The sequence below is a fragment of the Streptomyces sp. NBC_00258 genome, assembly GCF_036182465.1.
GTDB lineage: Bacteria > Actinomycetota > Actinomycetes > Streptomycetales > Streptomycetaceae > Streptomyces.
Genome location: NZ_CP108081.1, coordinates 420865 through 437529, shown reverse-complemented (window position 1 = coordinate 437529; position 16665 = coordinate 420865). Strand labels below are relative to the sequence as shown.

The 16665-nt window shown below is 68.7% G+C and carries 8 protein-coding genes; 5 read left to right on the top strand and 3 right to left on the bottom strand.

Going from position 1 to position 16665, the window contains the following annotated elements:
- Positions 1-793 precede the first annotated feature (793 nt).
- Positions 794-3988 carry an NB-ARC domain-containing protein gene (locus tag OG718_RS01880; RefSeq protein WP_328842943.1) on the top strand — a complete coding sequence of 1065 codons (3195 nt, stop codon included), beginning with the start codon at positions 794-796 and terminating at the stop codon, positions 3986-3988.
- Between the two features lie 16 nt (positions 3989-4004).
- Here the strand turns inward: OG718_RS01880 and OG718_RS01875 are convergent, their stop codons facing one another.
- The gene (locus OG718_RS01875; protein ID WP_328842942.1) at positions 4005-5297 is read right to left on the bottom strand and encodes an ArgE/DapE family deacylase; all 1293 of its coding nucleotides are present in this window, start codon (positions 5295-5297) and stop codon (positions 4005-4007) included.
- 168 nt (positions 5298-5465) lie between these two features.
- Here OG718_RS01875 and OG718_RS01870 point away from each other — a divergent pair, with 168 nt between their 5' ends.
- The 3 genes from OG718_RS01870 to OG718_RS01860 all read left to right on the top strand — a co-directional run bounded on the left by OG718_RS01870 (position 5466) and on the right by OG718_RS01860 (position 12766).
- Entirely contained in the window at positions 5466-6596 is a 1131-nt protein-coding gene (locus tag OG718_RS01870; RefSeq protein ID WP_328842941.1) for an IS701 family transposase, read from the top strand.
- Between the two features lie 837 nt (positions 6597-7433).
- Positions 7434-8327 (top strand): endopeptidase, encoded by an 894-nt coding sequence (locus tag OG718_RS01865; RefSeq protein ID WP_328842940.1) that lies wholly within the window; start codon positions 7434-7436, stop codon positions 8325-8327.
- Positions 8324-12766 carry an AAA family ATPase gene (locus OG718_RS01860; RefSeq protein ID WP_328842939.1) on the top strand — a complete coding sequence of 1481 codons (4443 nt, stop codon included), beginning with the start codon at positions 8324-8326 and terminating at the stop codon, positions 12764-12766. Before OG718_RS01865 ends, OG718_RS01860 begins: the two co-directional genes overlap by 4 nt.
- 95 nt (positions 12767-12861) lie before the next feature.
- Here OG718_RS01860 and OG718_RS01855 read toward each other — a convergent pair whose 3' ends face one another.
- Positions 12862-14472 carry a helicase associated domain-containing protein gene (locus tag OG718_RS01855; RefSeq protein WP_328842938.1) on the bottom strand — a complete coding sequence of 537 codons (1611 nt, stop codon included), beginning with the start codon at positions 14470-14472 and terminating at the stop codon, positions 12862-12864.
- A 195-nt stretch (positions 14473-14667) separates the two neighbouring features.
- Here OG718_RS01855 and OG718_RS01850 point away from each other — a divergent pair, with 195 nt between their 5' ends.
- Positions 14668-14844 carry a hypothetical protein gene (locus OG718_RS01850; RefSeq protein WP_328842937.1) on the top strand — a complete coding sequence of 59 codons (177 nt, stop codon included), beginning with the start codon at positions 14668-14670 and terminating at the stop codon, positions 14842-14844.
- A gap of 58 nt (positions 14845-14902) precedes the next feature.
- On the opposite strand, the gene OG718_RS01845 is transcribed toward OG718_RS01850, so the two are convergent.
- The gene (locus tag OG718_RS01845) at positions 14903-16351 is read right to left on the bottom strand and encodes a HEPN domain-containing protein (protein ID WP_328842936.1); all 1449 of its coding nucleotides are present in this window, start codon (positions 16349-16351) and stop codon (positions 14903-14905) included.
- Positions 16352-16665: the final 314 nt, after the last annotated feature.

Sequence of the window (16665 nt, the reverse complement as noted above, 5' to 3'; positions counted from 1 at the left end):
GGCGTCGAAGCCACGCCAGAATGTCCTTCGCCGCTTCGGCGTCGGGACGCTCGATCCTGGGTTTCACGTCGAGGCGTCCGGAGTGCAGGATCGCGGGGTCGCATTCCACAAATCCCTCTCAGACCAGTTCGAGTGGATGCCCCCGGTGCACTCGCCAGCGCACCGGCTCCGGCCGAATGAGCCCGGGAGGAACCGCGCCATACGGCAGGCCCTGTGACGGTGTGTGAGGCAGCCGGTGCCGCTGCGGCTGATGAGCCGCTGCGCGTTCCGTGGATTGTCTGGCGGTCAGGGAAGGTTGAGGGGAGCTCGATCGCAGCGCTGACCGTGTGGTTTGTGTTGCTCTTGCGCGGCTTCCAATCGATCGGCGTCCTCGGTTCTATCCCGAGTGTGGGCCTGTGACTGGCCATTCCCGGGTCGGTGCTGCAGTTCGTCGGACGCTGCCGGTCACGCTCGGTACCTTTCTGGGTACGACTAGTTGCATCGGGGAGGGGGTCCCGTAATGCCACGTCGAAGGTCTAGCGGGGTGGGGCAGAGGCTCTCCAGGCAGGGGACCGTTACTGGGGCTTCGACGCTACTGGCGTTCGCGGCGGGTGCGCTGGCCAACCTGGCGACGTCACAGTGGACTTGGACGGTTGGGGCCGCACTCTTCGTGCTGGTCGCAGTGTGGGTCGCTTTCGAAGTCTGGCGCGTGGACCACGAGGCTGATGCAACCGGGCGGGGAGGACCGAACGGGAATGGTTCCAGGACGTCCGAGGAGCTCCGACGGCCGTGGATGGCGCCGCCGTTGGAGCGGATGGTGGAACGTCCCGAACTGGCCGCTCGTTTGATGGCCGCGCTGTCGGCAGCCGGGGCCACCGAGGTGGGAATGACCACCGGGCTGCGAGGAGCCGGCGGGTTCGGCAAGACGACGCTGGCGGCCTGGGCGTGTCACCAGACTCAGCTGCGCGAGCGCTATCCGGGCGGTCTTCTATGGGCCACCCTTGGCCAGGAGATCCGTGGTGCGGATCTGGCTGAGCGGATCAATGACCTGGCCTGTGTACTGAGTGGACGGCGGCCTACGCTGTCAGATCCGGACGCCGCCGGAACCGAGCTGGGACGGCTGCTCGACGAGCGCGCGGAATCGGTGCTGCTCGTTGTCGACGACGTATGGGAAGAGTCGCAGCTTCGGCCTTTCGGGTTCGGCGGCCGGGACTGCACGCGGCTCATCACCACCCGTATTCCCGACCTGCTTCCCGCCAGTAGTCGTCACCTCGTCGTGGACGCCATGTCCGCTGACCAGGCCCGGCTCCTGCTCACCGGCGGCGTTGCGGGGCTTCCCGCAGAGATCACGGAAGGGCTGAGCAAGGCGGCCGGACGATGGCCGGTGCTGCTCAACCTGATCAACGGCACACTGCGCCGGCGCATTGAGCGGGGCCAATCGGCGCAGGAAGCCGCCGAGCAGGTCATGCGGACGCTGCTGGCTGACGGCCCCGGCGCTTTCGATCCTGCGCGTCCGGCCGACCGGAGCCGGGCTGTGGCGGCTACTGTCGAGGCCAGTCTGACTCTGCTCGCGTCGGCCGACCAGATCCGTTGTCTGGACCTGGCTGTGTTCCCCGAGGACGTGGACATCCCACAGGACATTCTCGGGCTGCTGTGGCCTGGCGTGCGGGTGGACGCGCTGTGCGAGGAACTGGCCGGGCTGGGGCTGGTAGCCGACTACCGACTCGACGCGCCGGGACCCAGGCTAGTGCTGCACGACGTGATCCGAGCCTACCTGCGCACCCGCCAGGGACCCGACGCGCGCACCGAGACGCACCGGCGGCTGACCGCCGCCTCGGCTGCGCTGTTGGCACGACACGACGGAGTGCCGAGGCCGTGGTGGACCATGCCCGCCGACTCCAACTATCTGTGGCGCTACCTGCCATACCATCTGGCCGCGGCCGATCAACACGAGGAGCTGGCCACCCTCGTGTGCGATCTGCGCTGGGTCGAGGCTAAGACGCGTCGCCTCGGTTCCGTGGTGGGCGTCATCGCCGATCTGGAGCTGTCAGACACTCTCACCGCCAGAAACCTGCGGCGGGTCCTTCAGTCCGCCGCCCATCTGCTCGGCCCGATTGACCCGCCCGAAGCACTGGGCGCGACGCTGGCCGCCCAACTGCACGGCGAACCCGGCCTTGAAGCCGAACTCCACGCCTACCGACAGACCCTGCCGCGCCCCCGGGTGGAGCCAACATGGCCCCTGCCCGACAGGCCTGACCCAGCCCGCCCCCACCCGACCGGCCACAAGGGCGCCGTCACGAGCTGTGCTTTCTCTCCCGACGGGAGCCTGCTGGCCACTACTAGCAACGACCACACCGCACGTCTGTGGCGGGTCGCCGACGGCACCGAACAGACGGTGCTGTCCGGGCACACCGAAGGTGTGTGGGACTGCGCCTTCTCTCCTAGCGGCGCTGTGCTCGCCACTACCGGCATCGACCACACCGTCCGGCTGTGGCGGGTCGCCGACGGGACCGAACTCGCGGTACTGATCGGTCACACCGACTGGGTGACGAGCTGCGCCTTCTCATCGGACGGCAGCCTGCTCGCCACCAGCAGCGAGGACGGCACCGCACGCATGTGGCGGGTCGCCGACGGCACCGTCGACGCCGTGCTGACCGGCCACGGCAAGGGCGTTACCAGCTGTGCTTTCTCTCCCGACGGGACCCTGCTGGCCACCAGCAGCCACGACCACACCGCACGCATGTGGCGGGTCGCCGACGGTACCGAACAGAGAGTCCTGTCCGGGCACACCCACACGGTGGACAGCTGCGCCTTCTCACCGGACGGCACGCTGCTCGCCACCTCGAGCCACGACGACACCGCCCGGCTGTGGCGGATCGCTGACGGCACCGAACGGACCGTGCTGACCGGCCATTCCTCCATGTACAAATGCGTCTTCTCGCCGGACGGCACCCTGCTGGCCACCGCCAGCGCGGCCGACGGCATCCGCCTGTGGGCGGTCGCCGACGGCACCGAGAAGGCGCGACTCAGCGGGCACAGCGGCTGGATCCGCGGCTGCGCATTTTCCCCGGACGGCACGCTGCTCGCAACGACCAGCAACGATCAGACGACCCGCCTGTGGCGGGTCACCGACGGCACCGAACACACGGTCCTGACCGGCCACATCCGGGTGTACCGCTGCGCGTTCTCGCCGGACGGTACCCTGCTGGCCATCACCAGCGACGATCGCACAGCGCTGCTGAAGGAGATCCCTGGCGGCGCTGAACGGGGCGTGCTCACCGGCCACATGGGGCGCGCCTACAGCTGTGTCTTCTCCCCCGACAGCACGCTGCTCGCCACCACGAGCAACGACCGGACGGCACGGCTGTGGCGGATCACCGATGGCACTGAACACGCCGTACTCACCGGCCACACCTACTGGGTGACCGGCTGTTCCTTCTCCCCGGACGGCACGCTGCTCGCCACAGCCAGCCAGGACAAGACGGCACGGTTGTGGCGGATCGCCGATGGCAGCCAGGCAGCGGTGCTGACCGGGCACACCGAGGGAGTGACGAGCTGCGCGTTCTCTCCCGACGGCACCCTGCTCGCCACCACAAGTGGTGACCGGACGGCACGGTTGTGGCGAATGGCCGATGGCAGCCAGGCAGCGGTGCTGACCGGGCACACCGACGCGGTGACCAGTTGCGCGTTCTCTCCCGACGGCACCCTGCTCGCCACCACCGCCGACGACCGCACCGTACGGTTGTGGCGCGTCGCCGACCGCACCGAGCACGCCGTGGTCACGGGACACACCAACTGGGTGGAGAACTGCGCCTTCTCCCCGGACGGGACGCTACTCGCGACGTCGGGGCGCGATCAGACCATACGGCTGTGGCATGTAGCCTCCGGCCGCTGCCATTGCGCGCTGCGCCTCGCCAGCGACCTGACTGGCCTGTGCTGGCACCCCAGCGCGGGACTGCTGTGCGCCACCGGTGGGGCAGGAGCGTACATGCTGGCGTACATGCCCTGAAAGTTCGTAGCTCTGCTCACTTGGTGCCGACCGTTCGGAGCGCGCTGAGGACCAGCGCGCGGGTGACCTGCACGACCTCAGAGACACAGACCTGTTCCTGGGAGCTGTGCGCAAGACGGATGTCACCCGGGCCGAACTGCAGGGTCGGGATGCCTGCGGCGGCATAAAGGCGCAGGTCACTGCCGTACGGTGCGCCATGCTCGCGCGGGACAGGGCCACCGCCCGCGACGTCTTGGGCCGCCGCCCGTACGACATCCCGCAGTGGGTGCCCCAACGGCAGACGCCCGCTGGCGAACTGCCCCCCAGACCAGGTAACGGTCGCCGGGTGATCGCGCAGCCAAGGGTCGGCGGCGCAGGCTTCCGCCACGCACAGCTCCAGGTCGGCGCGGGCGGCAGCTGGATCCTCGTCCAGTCGTACGCCGAACCGCCCCTCGGCCACCAAGAGATCGGGCACACTGCTCGCCCAGTCGCCCGAGCGGACCATACCGACGGACAGCGCGTAGGGAATTTTGTACTCCGCCATCAGCGGATCCGGATTGGCATTCCGCTTGGTCTCCAGACGAGCCAGCGCCCAGTGGACAGGCAGATACGCGTCAAGGGCGCTGACCCCTGCGTCACGGGAGCTGCCGTGGGTAGCCAGACCGGGGACGCTGATGCGGAAGGTCAGCGCGCCGGCGTTGGCCGTGATCAGAGCGCCGCCGGTCGGCTCGGTGATGATGCAGGCGTCGCCCGTGTGGCCGCGCTGGAGCGTGCCGAAGGTGCCGAGTCCGCCGTCCTCCTCACCGACCACGAAATGTACCGCCAGCCGACCGCGCAGCCTCGCCCCACTGACCCGGATCGCAGCCAGCGCGGCAAGGTGGGCCGCCAGCCCCGCCTTCATGTCACATGCGCCTCGGCCATGAACGGTGTCCCCAACAACCCTGGGCACGAACGGGTCCCCGTCCCACTGCCCGGGATCGCCGGGCGGTACGACGTCGACGTGACCCTGGAGGATCAAAGTCGGGCCGTCGCCGCCGTCTTCCGTGGCCCCCACCAGCCCCCACGCCTCGTCCCGCGGCGCCTCAGCCCCTGGGAAGCTGGGATGCGCCAGCAGCGCGGGCAGATCCATGGACCACAAATCGACGTCCAGCCCGAGCTGGTTCAGCCGCCCGGCCAGATGGTGCTGAGCCTCGGATTCCGCGGGACTCCCGGTCACACTCGGGATCGCGATCAGCTCCAGCAGAGTTCTGGCGATGGCCTCCTCATCGACTGCAGCCAAGGCGGCAGCCTCCTGGGTACTCAACTCGGCAGTGAACACGTCAGCGGTCATGGATGGTTGCTCCTGTCACGGCTCAGTACGTCACTGCTCGTTGCAGGCGCTGAACCCAATTCCGGATCCTAAAGGGCGGCAATTGGGTGCTCAATCGTGATATCCGGCCGATTGGTGCTGTAGCCGCAGTTGCTGTGACCGGTGGTGTGGCTGCTCGTTTAGCCGGGCATGGGTGCGGACGGCACGGTTGATGAGGTGCATCGCTGGGCGGCTGGTCTGGATGCGCTGCATGCTCGGATCGGTGGGTACTTCCGTAGGTCGGAGCCGCGTCGGCGGGTGATGGAGTACTTGTGTGGGCTGCTTGCGCCTCTGGAGCGCAAGAACGGCTGGACGCTGGCCGAGCAAGCCGGTGAGCTGTGCCCCGACGGCATGCAGCGGTTGCTGAACCAGGCCGACTGGGACGCCGACGCGGTCCGCGACGAGGTTCGCGGCTTCGTGCTGGAGCACCTGGGCGTCGAGGACGGCGTACTGGCCGTGGACGAGACCGGCTTCATCAAGAAGGGGACCCGGTCGGCCGGCGTCCAGCGGCAATACACCAGCACCTCGGGAAAGATCGAAAACTGCCAGCTGGGGGTGTTCCTGGCCTACGCCTCCACCAGAGGGCGGGCGTTGATCGACCGGGAGCTGTACCTGCCCACCTCGTGGACCGAGGATCCGGCCCGCCGGGCGGACGCGAAGATCGGCGAAGACGTCACCTTCCGTACCAAGCCCGCACTGGCCCGCGCGATATTGGAGCGTGCCCTGGACGCGAAGTTGCCGTTTCGCTGGGTTACCGGTGACAAGGTCTACGGTCACGATCCCGTCCTGCGCGGCTGGCTGGCCGAGCGGCGCCTGAGCTACGTGCTGGCGATCGCCCCCAAGTACCGGTGCGGGCCGCGCGGGCAAAACGCCCGCACCGTCTCGGCGATCCCGCCGGAGCACGTCTGGGAGACCCGCTCCGATGGGGATGGCGCCCACGGCCTGCGTGAATACGCCTGGGCCCTGGTCTCGCTGCCTGGCGAGCGGGACGACGGCTTCAACGACGCCCTGCTGATCCGTCGCAACCTCGCCGACGGCGAACGTGCCTACTACCTTGTCCATGCCCCGGCGGGCACTTCGACGACGGAGATCGTGCGGGCCGCTGACGCTTGCTCGGCAATTGAAGAGTGTTTCCAGGCCGCGAAGAACGAAGCCGGGCTGGACCACTATCAAGTACGCCACTACCCGGCCTGGTACCGGCATGTCACTTTGGCCATGGCCGCCGCCGCTCATCTGACGGTCGTGCGGACCACCACCGGTGAAGGAAGAGGATGGTCGTGACCTGATTCGACTGAGCGTGAACGAATCCGAGGCCTGCTGAGCAGATTCGCCCACGCCGTCCGACACGAAGCCGAACACCGCCCTGCACCGGTCACGCTGGTGCCATTAACGCGGTCCGGTTTCAGCTGATTCCGCAGCCCAGGCCACTGCCCCTTGTAACTGCGGTTGCAGCACTACTGAGTTTTTCTACGTAGGGTGAATGGGCTAGCCCGATGGGGACTTCTAGACACTGCTGGACCGCCGCCGCGCTGGCGATCTTGCGGATTGGGCTGGGCGCGCTGGTGGTCTCGGTGGCGGTGATACAGATAACGCCCAGGCTCGGTGCTGGGGCCGTCGCCTCATATGTTGAGTTCGCGTGCTCCTGGCGTCTGCCGCCTGACCAGTAAACGTCCGCCGAGGCCGTCTGACGGCGCGTGGCCAACCGGGAGCGCCGGCCCCGCATCAGGCTTCCAAGGCCGGGCCTGGACGGTGACACCAGCTCGGCCACTCTCCGCATCCTGCGCCAGCGATGACCCCACCGGCCAAGGCCCGTGAGCCGGATCGGTACTGGCACACCTTGACCGGCCGCGGCGACACCGGAGCCGGGCCGGTGGTCGTGCACAGGGTTCATCTTCCTTGGTGTGTCGGCTCTGGGCTGCACAAGTGGCTGCGTCGGACCGGCGCTGGGGTGGGGGTCGGTGCGCGGGGTTCGTTGGCGCGATGGGCGCTGCGCGCTCTATGTAGGCGCACGTGCTTCAACGCCCCACGTGAGAGGGGCTGGTGCTCCGGTTGGGATGCGGCCGCACCCGTAGAGTGTCCTCCCAGCACGGCAGACCAAGGGGACAGGGCGGGTAGCGGGTGGGGCAGCAGCATGTGCTCGGGGTGCACGGGATCGGGCAGGGCAAGACATCGCAGCGCGAGCTGACCAAGAGTTGGCGCGATGGCCTCGATCGCGGGGTGAAACTTCTCCACGGCGGAGCAACGCCCACGGCGGAGGGCATGTTGGCTCCGGTGCTGAAGGTGCCGCACTGGTCGGCGCTCCTGGTCGATGACGGGGGCGGGCTGAGCACGAGGGCGGCATTCCCTGATGACGCGACACCGTTCACCGCGGACGAGGAGGCTTTCGTCGTCCAGGCGCTGGACGACTTGCTCACCCCGGAGGAACGTGCCTACGCCGCGCAGGTCGACCCCACGACGCTCGGACTGGTCAAGGTGCCGCCGAGCATCACCCGGCGTGCGATCGTCTACGACCGGCGCAAGCCCGGCGGTCGGGCCAGCAAGATCATTCTTTCCCTGCGCGAGGTCCACACCTATCTAACCGAACCGGATCTGGCCGACCGGGTGCGCCAATACGTCCTGGAGAGCGCCGACGCGCACACCACGGTCCTGATCGGCCACTCGTTGGGCAGCGTGATCGCCTACGATCTCCTCCGGCACGAGGAGATCGCCGCGCCCGGCACGGCGGGTGCGGCCGTGCACACCTTCGTCACCTGCGGCTCCCCCCTGGCCATCCCCACGGTCCAGCGGGGCATGGGCATCACCAGCGGGCGGCTGATGCAGATCGCGCCCCGTCTTCGGTGGATCAACGTGTTCGACCCGGACGACGCCGTCACCGGCGCCGCGGGCCTGGCCCTGGCGACGGACCAGGTCAGGGACGTCGAGGTCGACAACGGCCGCCTCGATCCGCACGCCGCCGTCAAGTACCTGCGCACCCTCCCCGTCGCCCGCGCCGTCACCGCCACCTGGTCATGACCGACGAGCACGCCCCCGCCACCTCCGAGCGCAGCCTCCTCGTGATCGCCGTCAGCGACTACGACGACGGCACTCCGGCCAAACGCAGGGCCTTCCGCGAGGGGATCGACGCCCAGGTCGCCGTCGTCGAGGACTGGTGGAACAGCTCTCGCTTGGACGACCAGCGCCGCTTCACTCCCTCCCACCCGCCCAAGCCACTGCGGAGCGTTCATGACCTGAGAACGTTCCTCATCGACAAGGACTTCATCGACGCATCTGATGACGAGGCTCTCGTCATCTATCTCACCGGCCATGGCCTGGCCCCTGCGGGACCCCAGCACTTCCTCCGTCTGCCCGACACCCACACCGACCGGCCCCTGGCCACCGCATTCCCCACAGCCGAACTCATCGCCGCGGCCCTCGACTCTCCGGCCGAGCACGTGCTGGTCATGGTCGACTCCTGCTTCTCCGGTCGCCTTGCCGAAGAGCTCGACCGCACTCTCAAGGCTCTGCATCCCGACCGGCATGCCCTGAGCTCGCTGGTCGTCCTGGCCGCAGGCAACGAAGACAGCACACCCCGCCTGCGCGCCTTCACCTCCGCCCTGGCGGCCGTTCACGCTCATTGTGCCGACGAAGCCAACGGCTACGCCCGCTCCCACCTGAGCTGGGAAGACTTCCATACCATCCTGGACACAGTGTGGGATCCGGCGCAGATGGCCGACCTCCATGTCCTGTGGCCGCCTCGCAGTGTCAGCCGCCGTCTCGCCGCCCGTGAGCTGAGCCCCTGTCTGCCCAACCCCGGCCACACCGACACCACCCTGCTGGAGGACGCCCGGAGCCAACTCGGATGGACACGGCCCGATGTCGACGACTACTGGATCACCAGGGCCAGCGGTCAGATGTCCGGCGACGCGGGCTGGTACTTCACCGGCCGCACCGCACTCGTCACCCGCATGAACGCCTTCCTCGCTGGCAGCGACAGCACGCTCATCGTCACCGGGCAGGCCGGCTCCGGCAAAAGCGCGCTGCTGGCCCGCCTGGTCACCCTCAGCGACCCGCGCTTCTGCGACAACCTCATCTACCGCCCCTATCTGGAGGCGATCCCAGAAGAACTGCGGGTGCCCATCGGCGCCATCGACGCCGCGGTGCTGGCCCGCAACACCGACCCGCAGGAACTGTCCGCAGCGCTCTACCGGGCACTCACCGGCCAGCCCGTGCCGACCGGCACGGACGCCTCCGAGCTGCTGCGCGGCCATGCCCGCACCATCCTGGCCCGCACCGGCCGACCGCTCACCGTGGTCGTCGACGGCATCGACGAAGCGAAGACCCCCCGCCGCATCATCACCGACGTCCTGGGCCCCCTGGCCGCCCTGCGCAGCGACAGCAGGAACGCGGTCCGGCTCATCCTCGGCATCCGCAGCTCACCACCCCCCTCCCGCCACACCCTGCCGGTCAAGGACACGCACGCCGACCGAGGCCTCCTCGACCTGCTCCGACAGGCCACCCACGCAACCGCCCCACTGCGCACCGACGATGACAGTGCACAAGAGGACATCGCCGCCTACACCGCAGCCCTGCTGCACGCCGAACCCGCCACAGGATCCCGGCTGGTCCACCGCAGCAACCAGTCCATTGCCGACGTCACCGCCGCCATCGCACAGGAAGTCACCCCTTCCTTCCTGGACGCCCGGCTGGCCGCCCAGCAACTGCACGCCCGCACCTTCCTGCCCGCGCCGTCCGACGCCCCATGGCGCCGCCAACTGCGCGAGGGCACCCAGGAACTGCTGCGGCAGGACCTCGCGGACGTCGCCCAGCACACCCGCACCAGGCCCGAGGACCTCCTGGCCGTCCTGCGCGCCACGGCGTTCGCCCTGGGCGCCGGACTGCCCTGGGCGACCGTGTGGCCGGCCGCCGTCCGCGGCCTCGAACCCGGCTGCGACACCCCGGAAGCGACGATCCGGCTGGTGCGCAACAGCCGCCTCACCGGATACCTGACGACCGCCGTCGAAGACGGCCGAACCGTCTACCGGCCCATCCACGAACGCGTCAGCGAAACCCTGCGCACCGCCCCCCAGACCCTGCTCATCGAGCAGACCCTGCCCGGTTTCGACGACACCCCTGACACCGGCAGCGCCCAGGTACACGCCCATCTGACCCAGGCCTTTGCCCGCCTGCTCGCCGCCGCCCCCCAGCAGCCGCCGCATCCCTACCTGCGCCGTCACCTGATCGCCCACGCCGAGGCGGGCGGTGTCCTCGACGACGCGCACATCCCCGCATCGTTCCTGCCCTTCGAAACCCACGGCCGCATCCGCGGCGCCCTGGGACTTCCCGTCACCGCTCAGACAGACACCCGGCGCCTGGCCGCCTGGTCCCGCATCGAGCCGTTCCTGGCCGACGCCCCGCCCACCGCACGGGCCGACAGCCTGGCAATGGCCGAACAGGCCGACAGCGCTCAACCCGTGCCGCGCCCCGACACCCTGCCCCGGCCGCCGTCACTGGTACCCCGCTGGAACCGGCTCCACCTGCCCAACAACATCCTCGCGGGCACCCCCAGCGGCGTCTGCCAGCTCGTCACCTTCCGCAGCGCGGACCAATCGACCATCGTGGCCGCCGGTCACGTCGACGGCGCCGTCACCATGTGGGATGCCCGCACCGGAGTCCCCTTCGGCGCACCCTTCACCAACCTCGGACCCTATGTCCGCGCCATGACCGTCCTGAGCACACGCCGGAGGAAAACCGCCCCGCTCCTTGTGGTGGGCAGCGATGCCGGCCTGTGGCGGTGCGACCCGGAGACCGGACGCATCTGGAGCCTGCTGGACGGCCGCATCAGAGCCATCGCATCCTTCACCGGACCAGACCGGGACACCGTGCTGGCCGTTGCGACGCCGCAGGGCGTGCTCACGATGGACCCCTACACCGGAGCCATCGTGCGCGAACGCCCTCGCACGCTTGAACGCCGTCCCGCCACCGTCCACGACCTGGAGACCATCACCCTGCCCGACGGCCAGACGCTGCTGGCCATCGGAGAAGACGGCTCACACATCCCGCTGCTGGACGCACACACCCTCGAGAGCGCCGGCCAACTGCCCGGCATGGGCATGGGCACCTCGGCGCTGCAGGCATTCACCGACCGGCACGGCCAACCTCGTCTGGCGATCGCCTCCCGTTCCGGCAAAGGCGTGCGGATCTTCGACCCCGTCACCAGACGACCACAACCCCATGCCCCCATCCGCCGGTCAGTGGCCTCGATGGCCCACTTCCCTGACCTCGCCTACGGCGGGCTGCTGGTCCTCGGCAGCGGTGTCGACGGAAGCATCACCCTGGTCGATCCCGGCGACGGAGAACTGCTCTACACACTGCCCGCCGAACACACCAAGGCCATCCGCGGCCTGGCCGTCCTACGGGTGGGCAGGGAACCAATCGTCGTGTCCGGTTCCATGGACGGAACCATCCGGCTCTGGGATCCCGCCCGCGACGACGCCCACGACAACCGGAGTGCCGACCAGCACGCAGACCATGTCGCCCTCCTCCCGCAACAGACCGGCCCGCATCGCCTCATCACCGGCTACGACGCGAACACCCTCACAGAGATCTCTCCCACAACCGGGCGCACGACGTCCCACCCGCACGATGGCCCCGACCTTCCCGGCCACCACATCACCGCCCTGGCTGCCCCGGACCACTCCTCCCGCCACCGTCCCACGCCCCTTGCCGTCGGCTACAGCGACGGGAGCCTTCGCATCCTCACCGAAGAAGGCGACCACCATGTCCTGCAGACACCGATCGACCGCACCCGCCGCGGCCATGCCCGCACCCTGCTCTTCCTGCCGACCGCACCGTCCCAACCCCCTGTCCTGGCCGCGGGGTTCAGCAACTCCTGTCTCGTCTACTACACCCTCGACGACGAGTACGCCTTATACTGGGACACACTGCACACCGATGGCACCATCCGTGCCCTGGCCGCAGCACCCGCCGGCGAATCACTCCTGCTGGCGGTGGCCACCCGCACCGTCCGCCTGCTGCACCCCGGCCAACCGGCCCACGCCCTCCTGCCCCAGCGCATCGGCAGCGCGCACAGCCTGGCCTTCATCACACTCCCCGCCGCACCAGACCCGTTCCTTGCAACCGGCGGCGCCGACGGCGCCATCAGGCTGTGGAACCCCGCCGCACCGCGCAGGGAAGCTCTGCCTGTTCTGCAAGGCCACCGAGGGAAAGTGACCGCCCTGACCGTCCTGCACCACCCGGCCCACTCCCAGCCCCTGCTGCTCAGCGCCAGCACGGACGACACCACCATCCGGGCATGGGACTGCCAGACCGGCGAAGAGATACTGCGGCTGATCACCGCAGCCCCCATCACTGCACTCGCGGTGCTCCCGCCCGACATCAACGGCCAGGACAGCCAGCCAACCATCGTCTTCGGCAGCCCTCGAGGGATCGCCGCGTCGACCGTCCACCTCTGATCCCTCGTCCAACCAGAAGCCGACAGCCCGGCTCCAGCCCTGTGCCTCGTGAACGGGGAAGACCTCGGATCGGGCAACGCGCCAGGCGAAGGCGATCACCGGCAGCCTCGGTGGCCGGCACCATATGTGTCTGCTGCCAGGCTGCGCACCAACTCCCTTTGCCCGTCGTGCAGATGCTCCGATGAGGCCTGTTGCTCGTGCAGCCACTGGCGGGTCTGCGCCTCGTCTGGTCTGCCGGGCCACCACACCATGCCGTCGGGCAGGCCGTGGAGGTGATGGCGGGCGGCCCAGTAGTACCGCTGCCAGTCCAGTGGCCAGGGCGGGTTCCACCAGGTGTCCAGGGCCGTGAGCTGCCGGCCGAGACGCGTGGGGGTGGCGGCGCGCTGGCGGTGGCGCACTTGGTTGAGCCACTTGCCCAGGGCGAACCCGTCGTGGGTGGTTGGCTGGGAGACGGCCAGGTGGCCGTGGCGGGCGGTGTAGGCGCGAGCAGCCTCCAGGCCATGCATCACGCTGCGGCGTCGCGCGGGCCAGGCGTGGAAGCGGTCGATCTCGGCGGCCGTGAGGCCTACCTGGGCGAGCAGTTGCTGTTGTTCCGCGGCCAGCTGGGAGTAGTCGGCGATCTGGCGGCGCAACCACCGCTCGAGCCAGCGCGGCAGCCCGGCCAGATTGTCACCACCGCTGAGGGGGCCGTGGGCGAGGGTGTGAGCACGGGTCCGGTGCCAGGCCCGCTGCCAGCTGATCGGCCAGGGCGGGTTCCACCACACATCCAGTTCCGCCAGCGCCCGCACGTACTCGGGCGGCAAGCCGGCAGAGGCGGCGCGCAGGTTTGCCAGCCATCGGCCCAGGTCGAAACCGTCCTGCGGGGCGTCGGCGTGCGGGACGGTCAGATGCCCGTGCCGGGCCACATACCTGCGCGCGTGACCAAAACCCTCCCGGAATCGCTCCTGGGACACAGTCCTCAACCCGGCGCCCTGCCCCGCGCGCCGAGGTACCCACAACTCGGCCCGCCACCCCGCCGACCCGGCATGCTGCCGGAAGGCGTCTGGGGAAGTGGTGGCCAACAGGCGCAGTCCCGCCCCCACTTCGGCAGGCTGTTGGACCGCTTGCACTCGCCACATCCCGCTGTGTGCCGAACCGGGCAGAGACGGTGAGCGCAGCTCGCGGGCCAGCCCCCTCATCCATGCCTGCAGGGCGCTCGGTCTCTCCGGCCGCTCCACCTCCTCCAGCCAGTCGCGCTCCAGCCGGTCTCCGAGTGCGGTCACGAAACGGCCATGGTGCCGGGACCGGCGGACAAACGGTCGTTCATCCGCCGCCAGCAGCCGCAGAGCCGGATCCACCAACGCGGCCGCCACCGCCACCACCTCGGGGAAGACAACCGCGTCCCGCGCGACCAGCTGCCACCACGCCGCCAGCCACTGCCGCGCCGCCTCGTTTCTGCGGCTGGTGTCGAGAGCGACCCGCTCAAGGCGCTGACCCCATACCCACTCCCGCTGCCAGAACGCTTCCTGCTGCCACCACCCGCACACCACCGCCCGTGCCACCGCGAACACATCACCCGGCTCCGCGCCTGCGCGCACCGCCCGCCGGGCCACCCGAGGCCACCGCGCCTGGGCGGCAGCCAGCTCCCGGCACCCGCCCACGTCCAGATACTCCAGGTCGTGACCATCGCCGACGTCCAGCAACCACCGCCCGTGCCGTGCACACACCCGATTCCACCGTTGCCCGTACCGCCATACCCGCTGCACCCGGCCGCTGCGCCGGGCGGCACACAGCTGGCAGCCGAAAGAAACCGGCCCCCATGCCTGGGGTCCCACCCGCCACCGTGCCCATCCCCGGTCCGCACGCGCCCGCTCACCGAAGGACGCCGGCCCAGTCGTCCATGACGGCAATGCCCGCGCCAGATGCATCACCGGGACTCCGGCCCACGCCGCGACCTGTGCCTGAGCCGTGACGTTCAGGAGCACATCGCCGTCCGGACGACGGCCGCGGCTCTGGGCGACCGGATTCACCCACTGCCACCACCCCCACGCCAGCAGCTCACCCACCTCAAGGCCGTAGCAGACGGCGACACGATGTAGGAACGACCATGATGTTTCGCCCCGTGTCGGCACCGTGCCGCCCGGAGCGCACCAGTGGTCAAGCTCGGCCATGACCCAGGCACTCAGCGCTTAGGATCGATCTTTCGCGCAAGCAATCGACGAGGCGTTGACGCTGTACGTGGCGCAAGTCGCCGTCTGCCTCCATGCGAGCGATGAGGGAGCCTCCTGGCGGCAGGCCTGCCTCCACCATCAGTCGCAAGATGATGACGAGCCGTGTGTACTCGATCATTGCGATCAGCGCTGCTGGGTCGGTGTGCACGGTGTGTTTGGGGGTGAGCCCATGGCTCAGAACATTGCGGGCCGTTGCCGTGCAGAACGCCCAGTCTGCTGCCGAGCCGTTCTCGAACAGCCACTCGGACAGCTCCACCCCCATGCCTTCGGAGAGACGGCGCAGTCGGTGTTCCAAAGACATCTCAGTGAACTTCACAGCGTCACGGACACGGCGCCGCTGGGCACTGGTGAAGCAGCCTGCATCGGAAAGCGCCTGTCTGACCTCTTCGGCGAAGGGGAATTCTCTGGGATCCGGATGCAGCTGCCGTTGCAGAGTCTCAGCTGCGTTGACCGCTTCGAGTAGCTGCCCCTGCGCGGCGTTTTCCCGCAGCCGGGGCTCTACAGCGTCCAGGGCAACCGCGCATGTGCGGGACACGACAATCCACGCCGAGAGAAAAGCTGCCATAGCCTCGGCGCCGGGAGCAAGTGCCGGAGGCCTGCGCCACGATCGTCCTGGCACCCTTGTGCGGGTCGGCTGGGCTTCGACGACGTCGACCCAGGACCGTTGCCCGGTCACGACGGCATCTGAGGTGTGCTCCTTCAGCGGCACCAGCCGCAGACCGAAGGCGTCGGAGGACGTCTGCAGGCCGATGGCGACCAGTGCTCGCAGTGGAGTGATCACCTCAGAGTGCAGCCAGTCGAGGGTGAACCCCTCGTCGCGGCGTGCTGTGACGACGATCGACTCGGTGAAGGTGCGTGAGCGGTCAGTACGTGCTCGTTTCTCCACAGCACCGATGGTGATGTCCAGGCGGTCGGGGCAGGTGATATTCACGCCGGGCAGCGCGTCGTACTGGTCGGACAAAGCTCCCTTGAACCCTGACAACGGCCACCACTCCTCCAAACCCACGAGTTGGAATGTGGCCTGTTCATAGAGGGTGCCGTCGGAAACGAGATCTCCCCGCAAGACGGTCTGGACACTGCACCGCATCCAGTTCTGGTCGTCGCCCGGCTCACCGGGCTCGATCTTCTCGAAGGTTGCGGACGGGCCGCCCACCATCTCGACGCTGCATCCCTGCAGGGTGTAGTGCTGGCCATGGCAGAAGCCATGAATCGTTGCCAGATCAGTGAGGGCGAGCCCCTCCTCGTCCGACTGCGTGATCGGTAGCGTCCCGATGAGCTCAAGTTGCCAGTCTGAACCGGCCCGTGAGAGAACCCCGGGGATACGCACACATGCAGTCTCCGACAGCCACCACGCACCGCTGATCGGTATATCCATCGTGTCACCTTCGACCAATTCATGAGTTGGCCTTGCCTCAACTGACCGTCCTGGAGCCCGCCGTGCTGCAGCAGGCGAGGCTCTCCGACTCCCATCAGCCGATCAACTCATCCTTCATCCTGGAGGCTGCCCAACAACGCGTCCACCAGGCAGTCTTGCCACTGGAGCAGACCTGCTCTGACACCGCACGGGTGCGGAATGAGAATTTCATACCGCCTAGCACAATTCGCACATTGAGCAGCCGTTACCCCATTGCTGGAACAGGACGCCAATCCAAAGCACGGCAGCAGTCCTGCAGAGTTCGTCGCCCAGGG

What these genes read in the sequence shown, in the direction of transcription:
- OG718_RS01870 (WP_328842941.1), top strand. Translation starts at nt 5,466, where the DNA reads ATGGGTGCGGACGGCACGGTTGATGAGGTGCATCGCTGGGCGGCTGGT.
- OG718_RS01850 (WP_328842937.1), top strand. Translation starts at nt 14,668, where the DNA reads ATGCATCACCGGGACTCCGGCCCACGCCGCGACCTGTGCCTGAGCCGT.
- OG718_RS01845 (WP_328842936.1), bottom strand. Translation starts at nt 16,351, where the DNA reads ATGGATATACCGATCAGCGGTGCGTGGTGGCTGTCGGAGACTGCATGT.
- OG718_RS01860 (WP_328842939.1), top strand. Translation starts at nt 8,324, where the DNA reads ATGACCGACGAGCACGCCCCCGCCACCTCCGAGCGCAGCCTCCTCGTG.
- OG718_RS01880 (WP_328842943.1), top strand. Translation starts at nt 794, where the DNA reads ATGGTGGAACGTCCCGAACTGGCCGCTCGTTTGATGGCCGCGCTGTCG.
- OG718_RS01875 (WP_328842942.1), bottom strand. Translation starts at nt 5,297, where the DNA reads ATGACCGCTGACGTGTTCACTGCCGAGTTGAGTACCCAGGAGGCTGCC.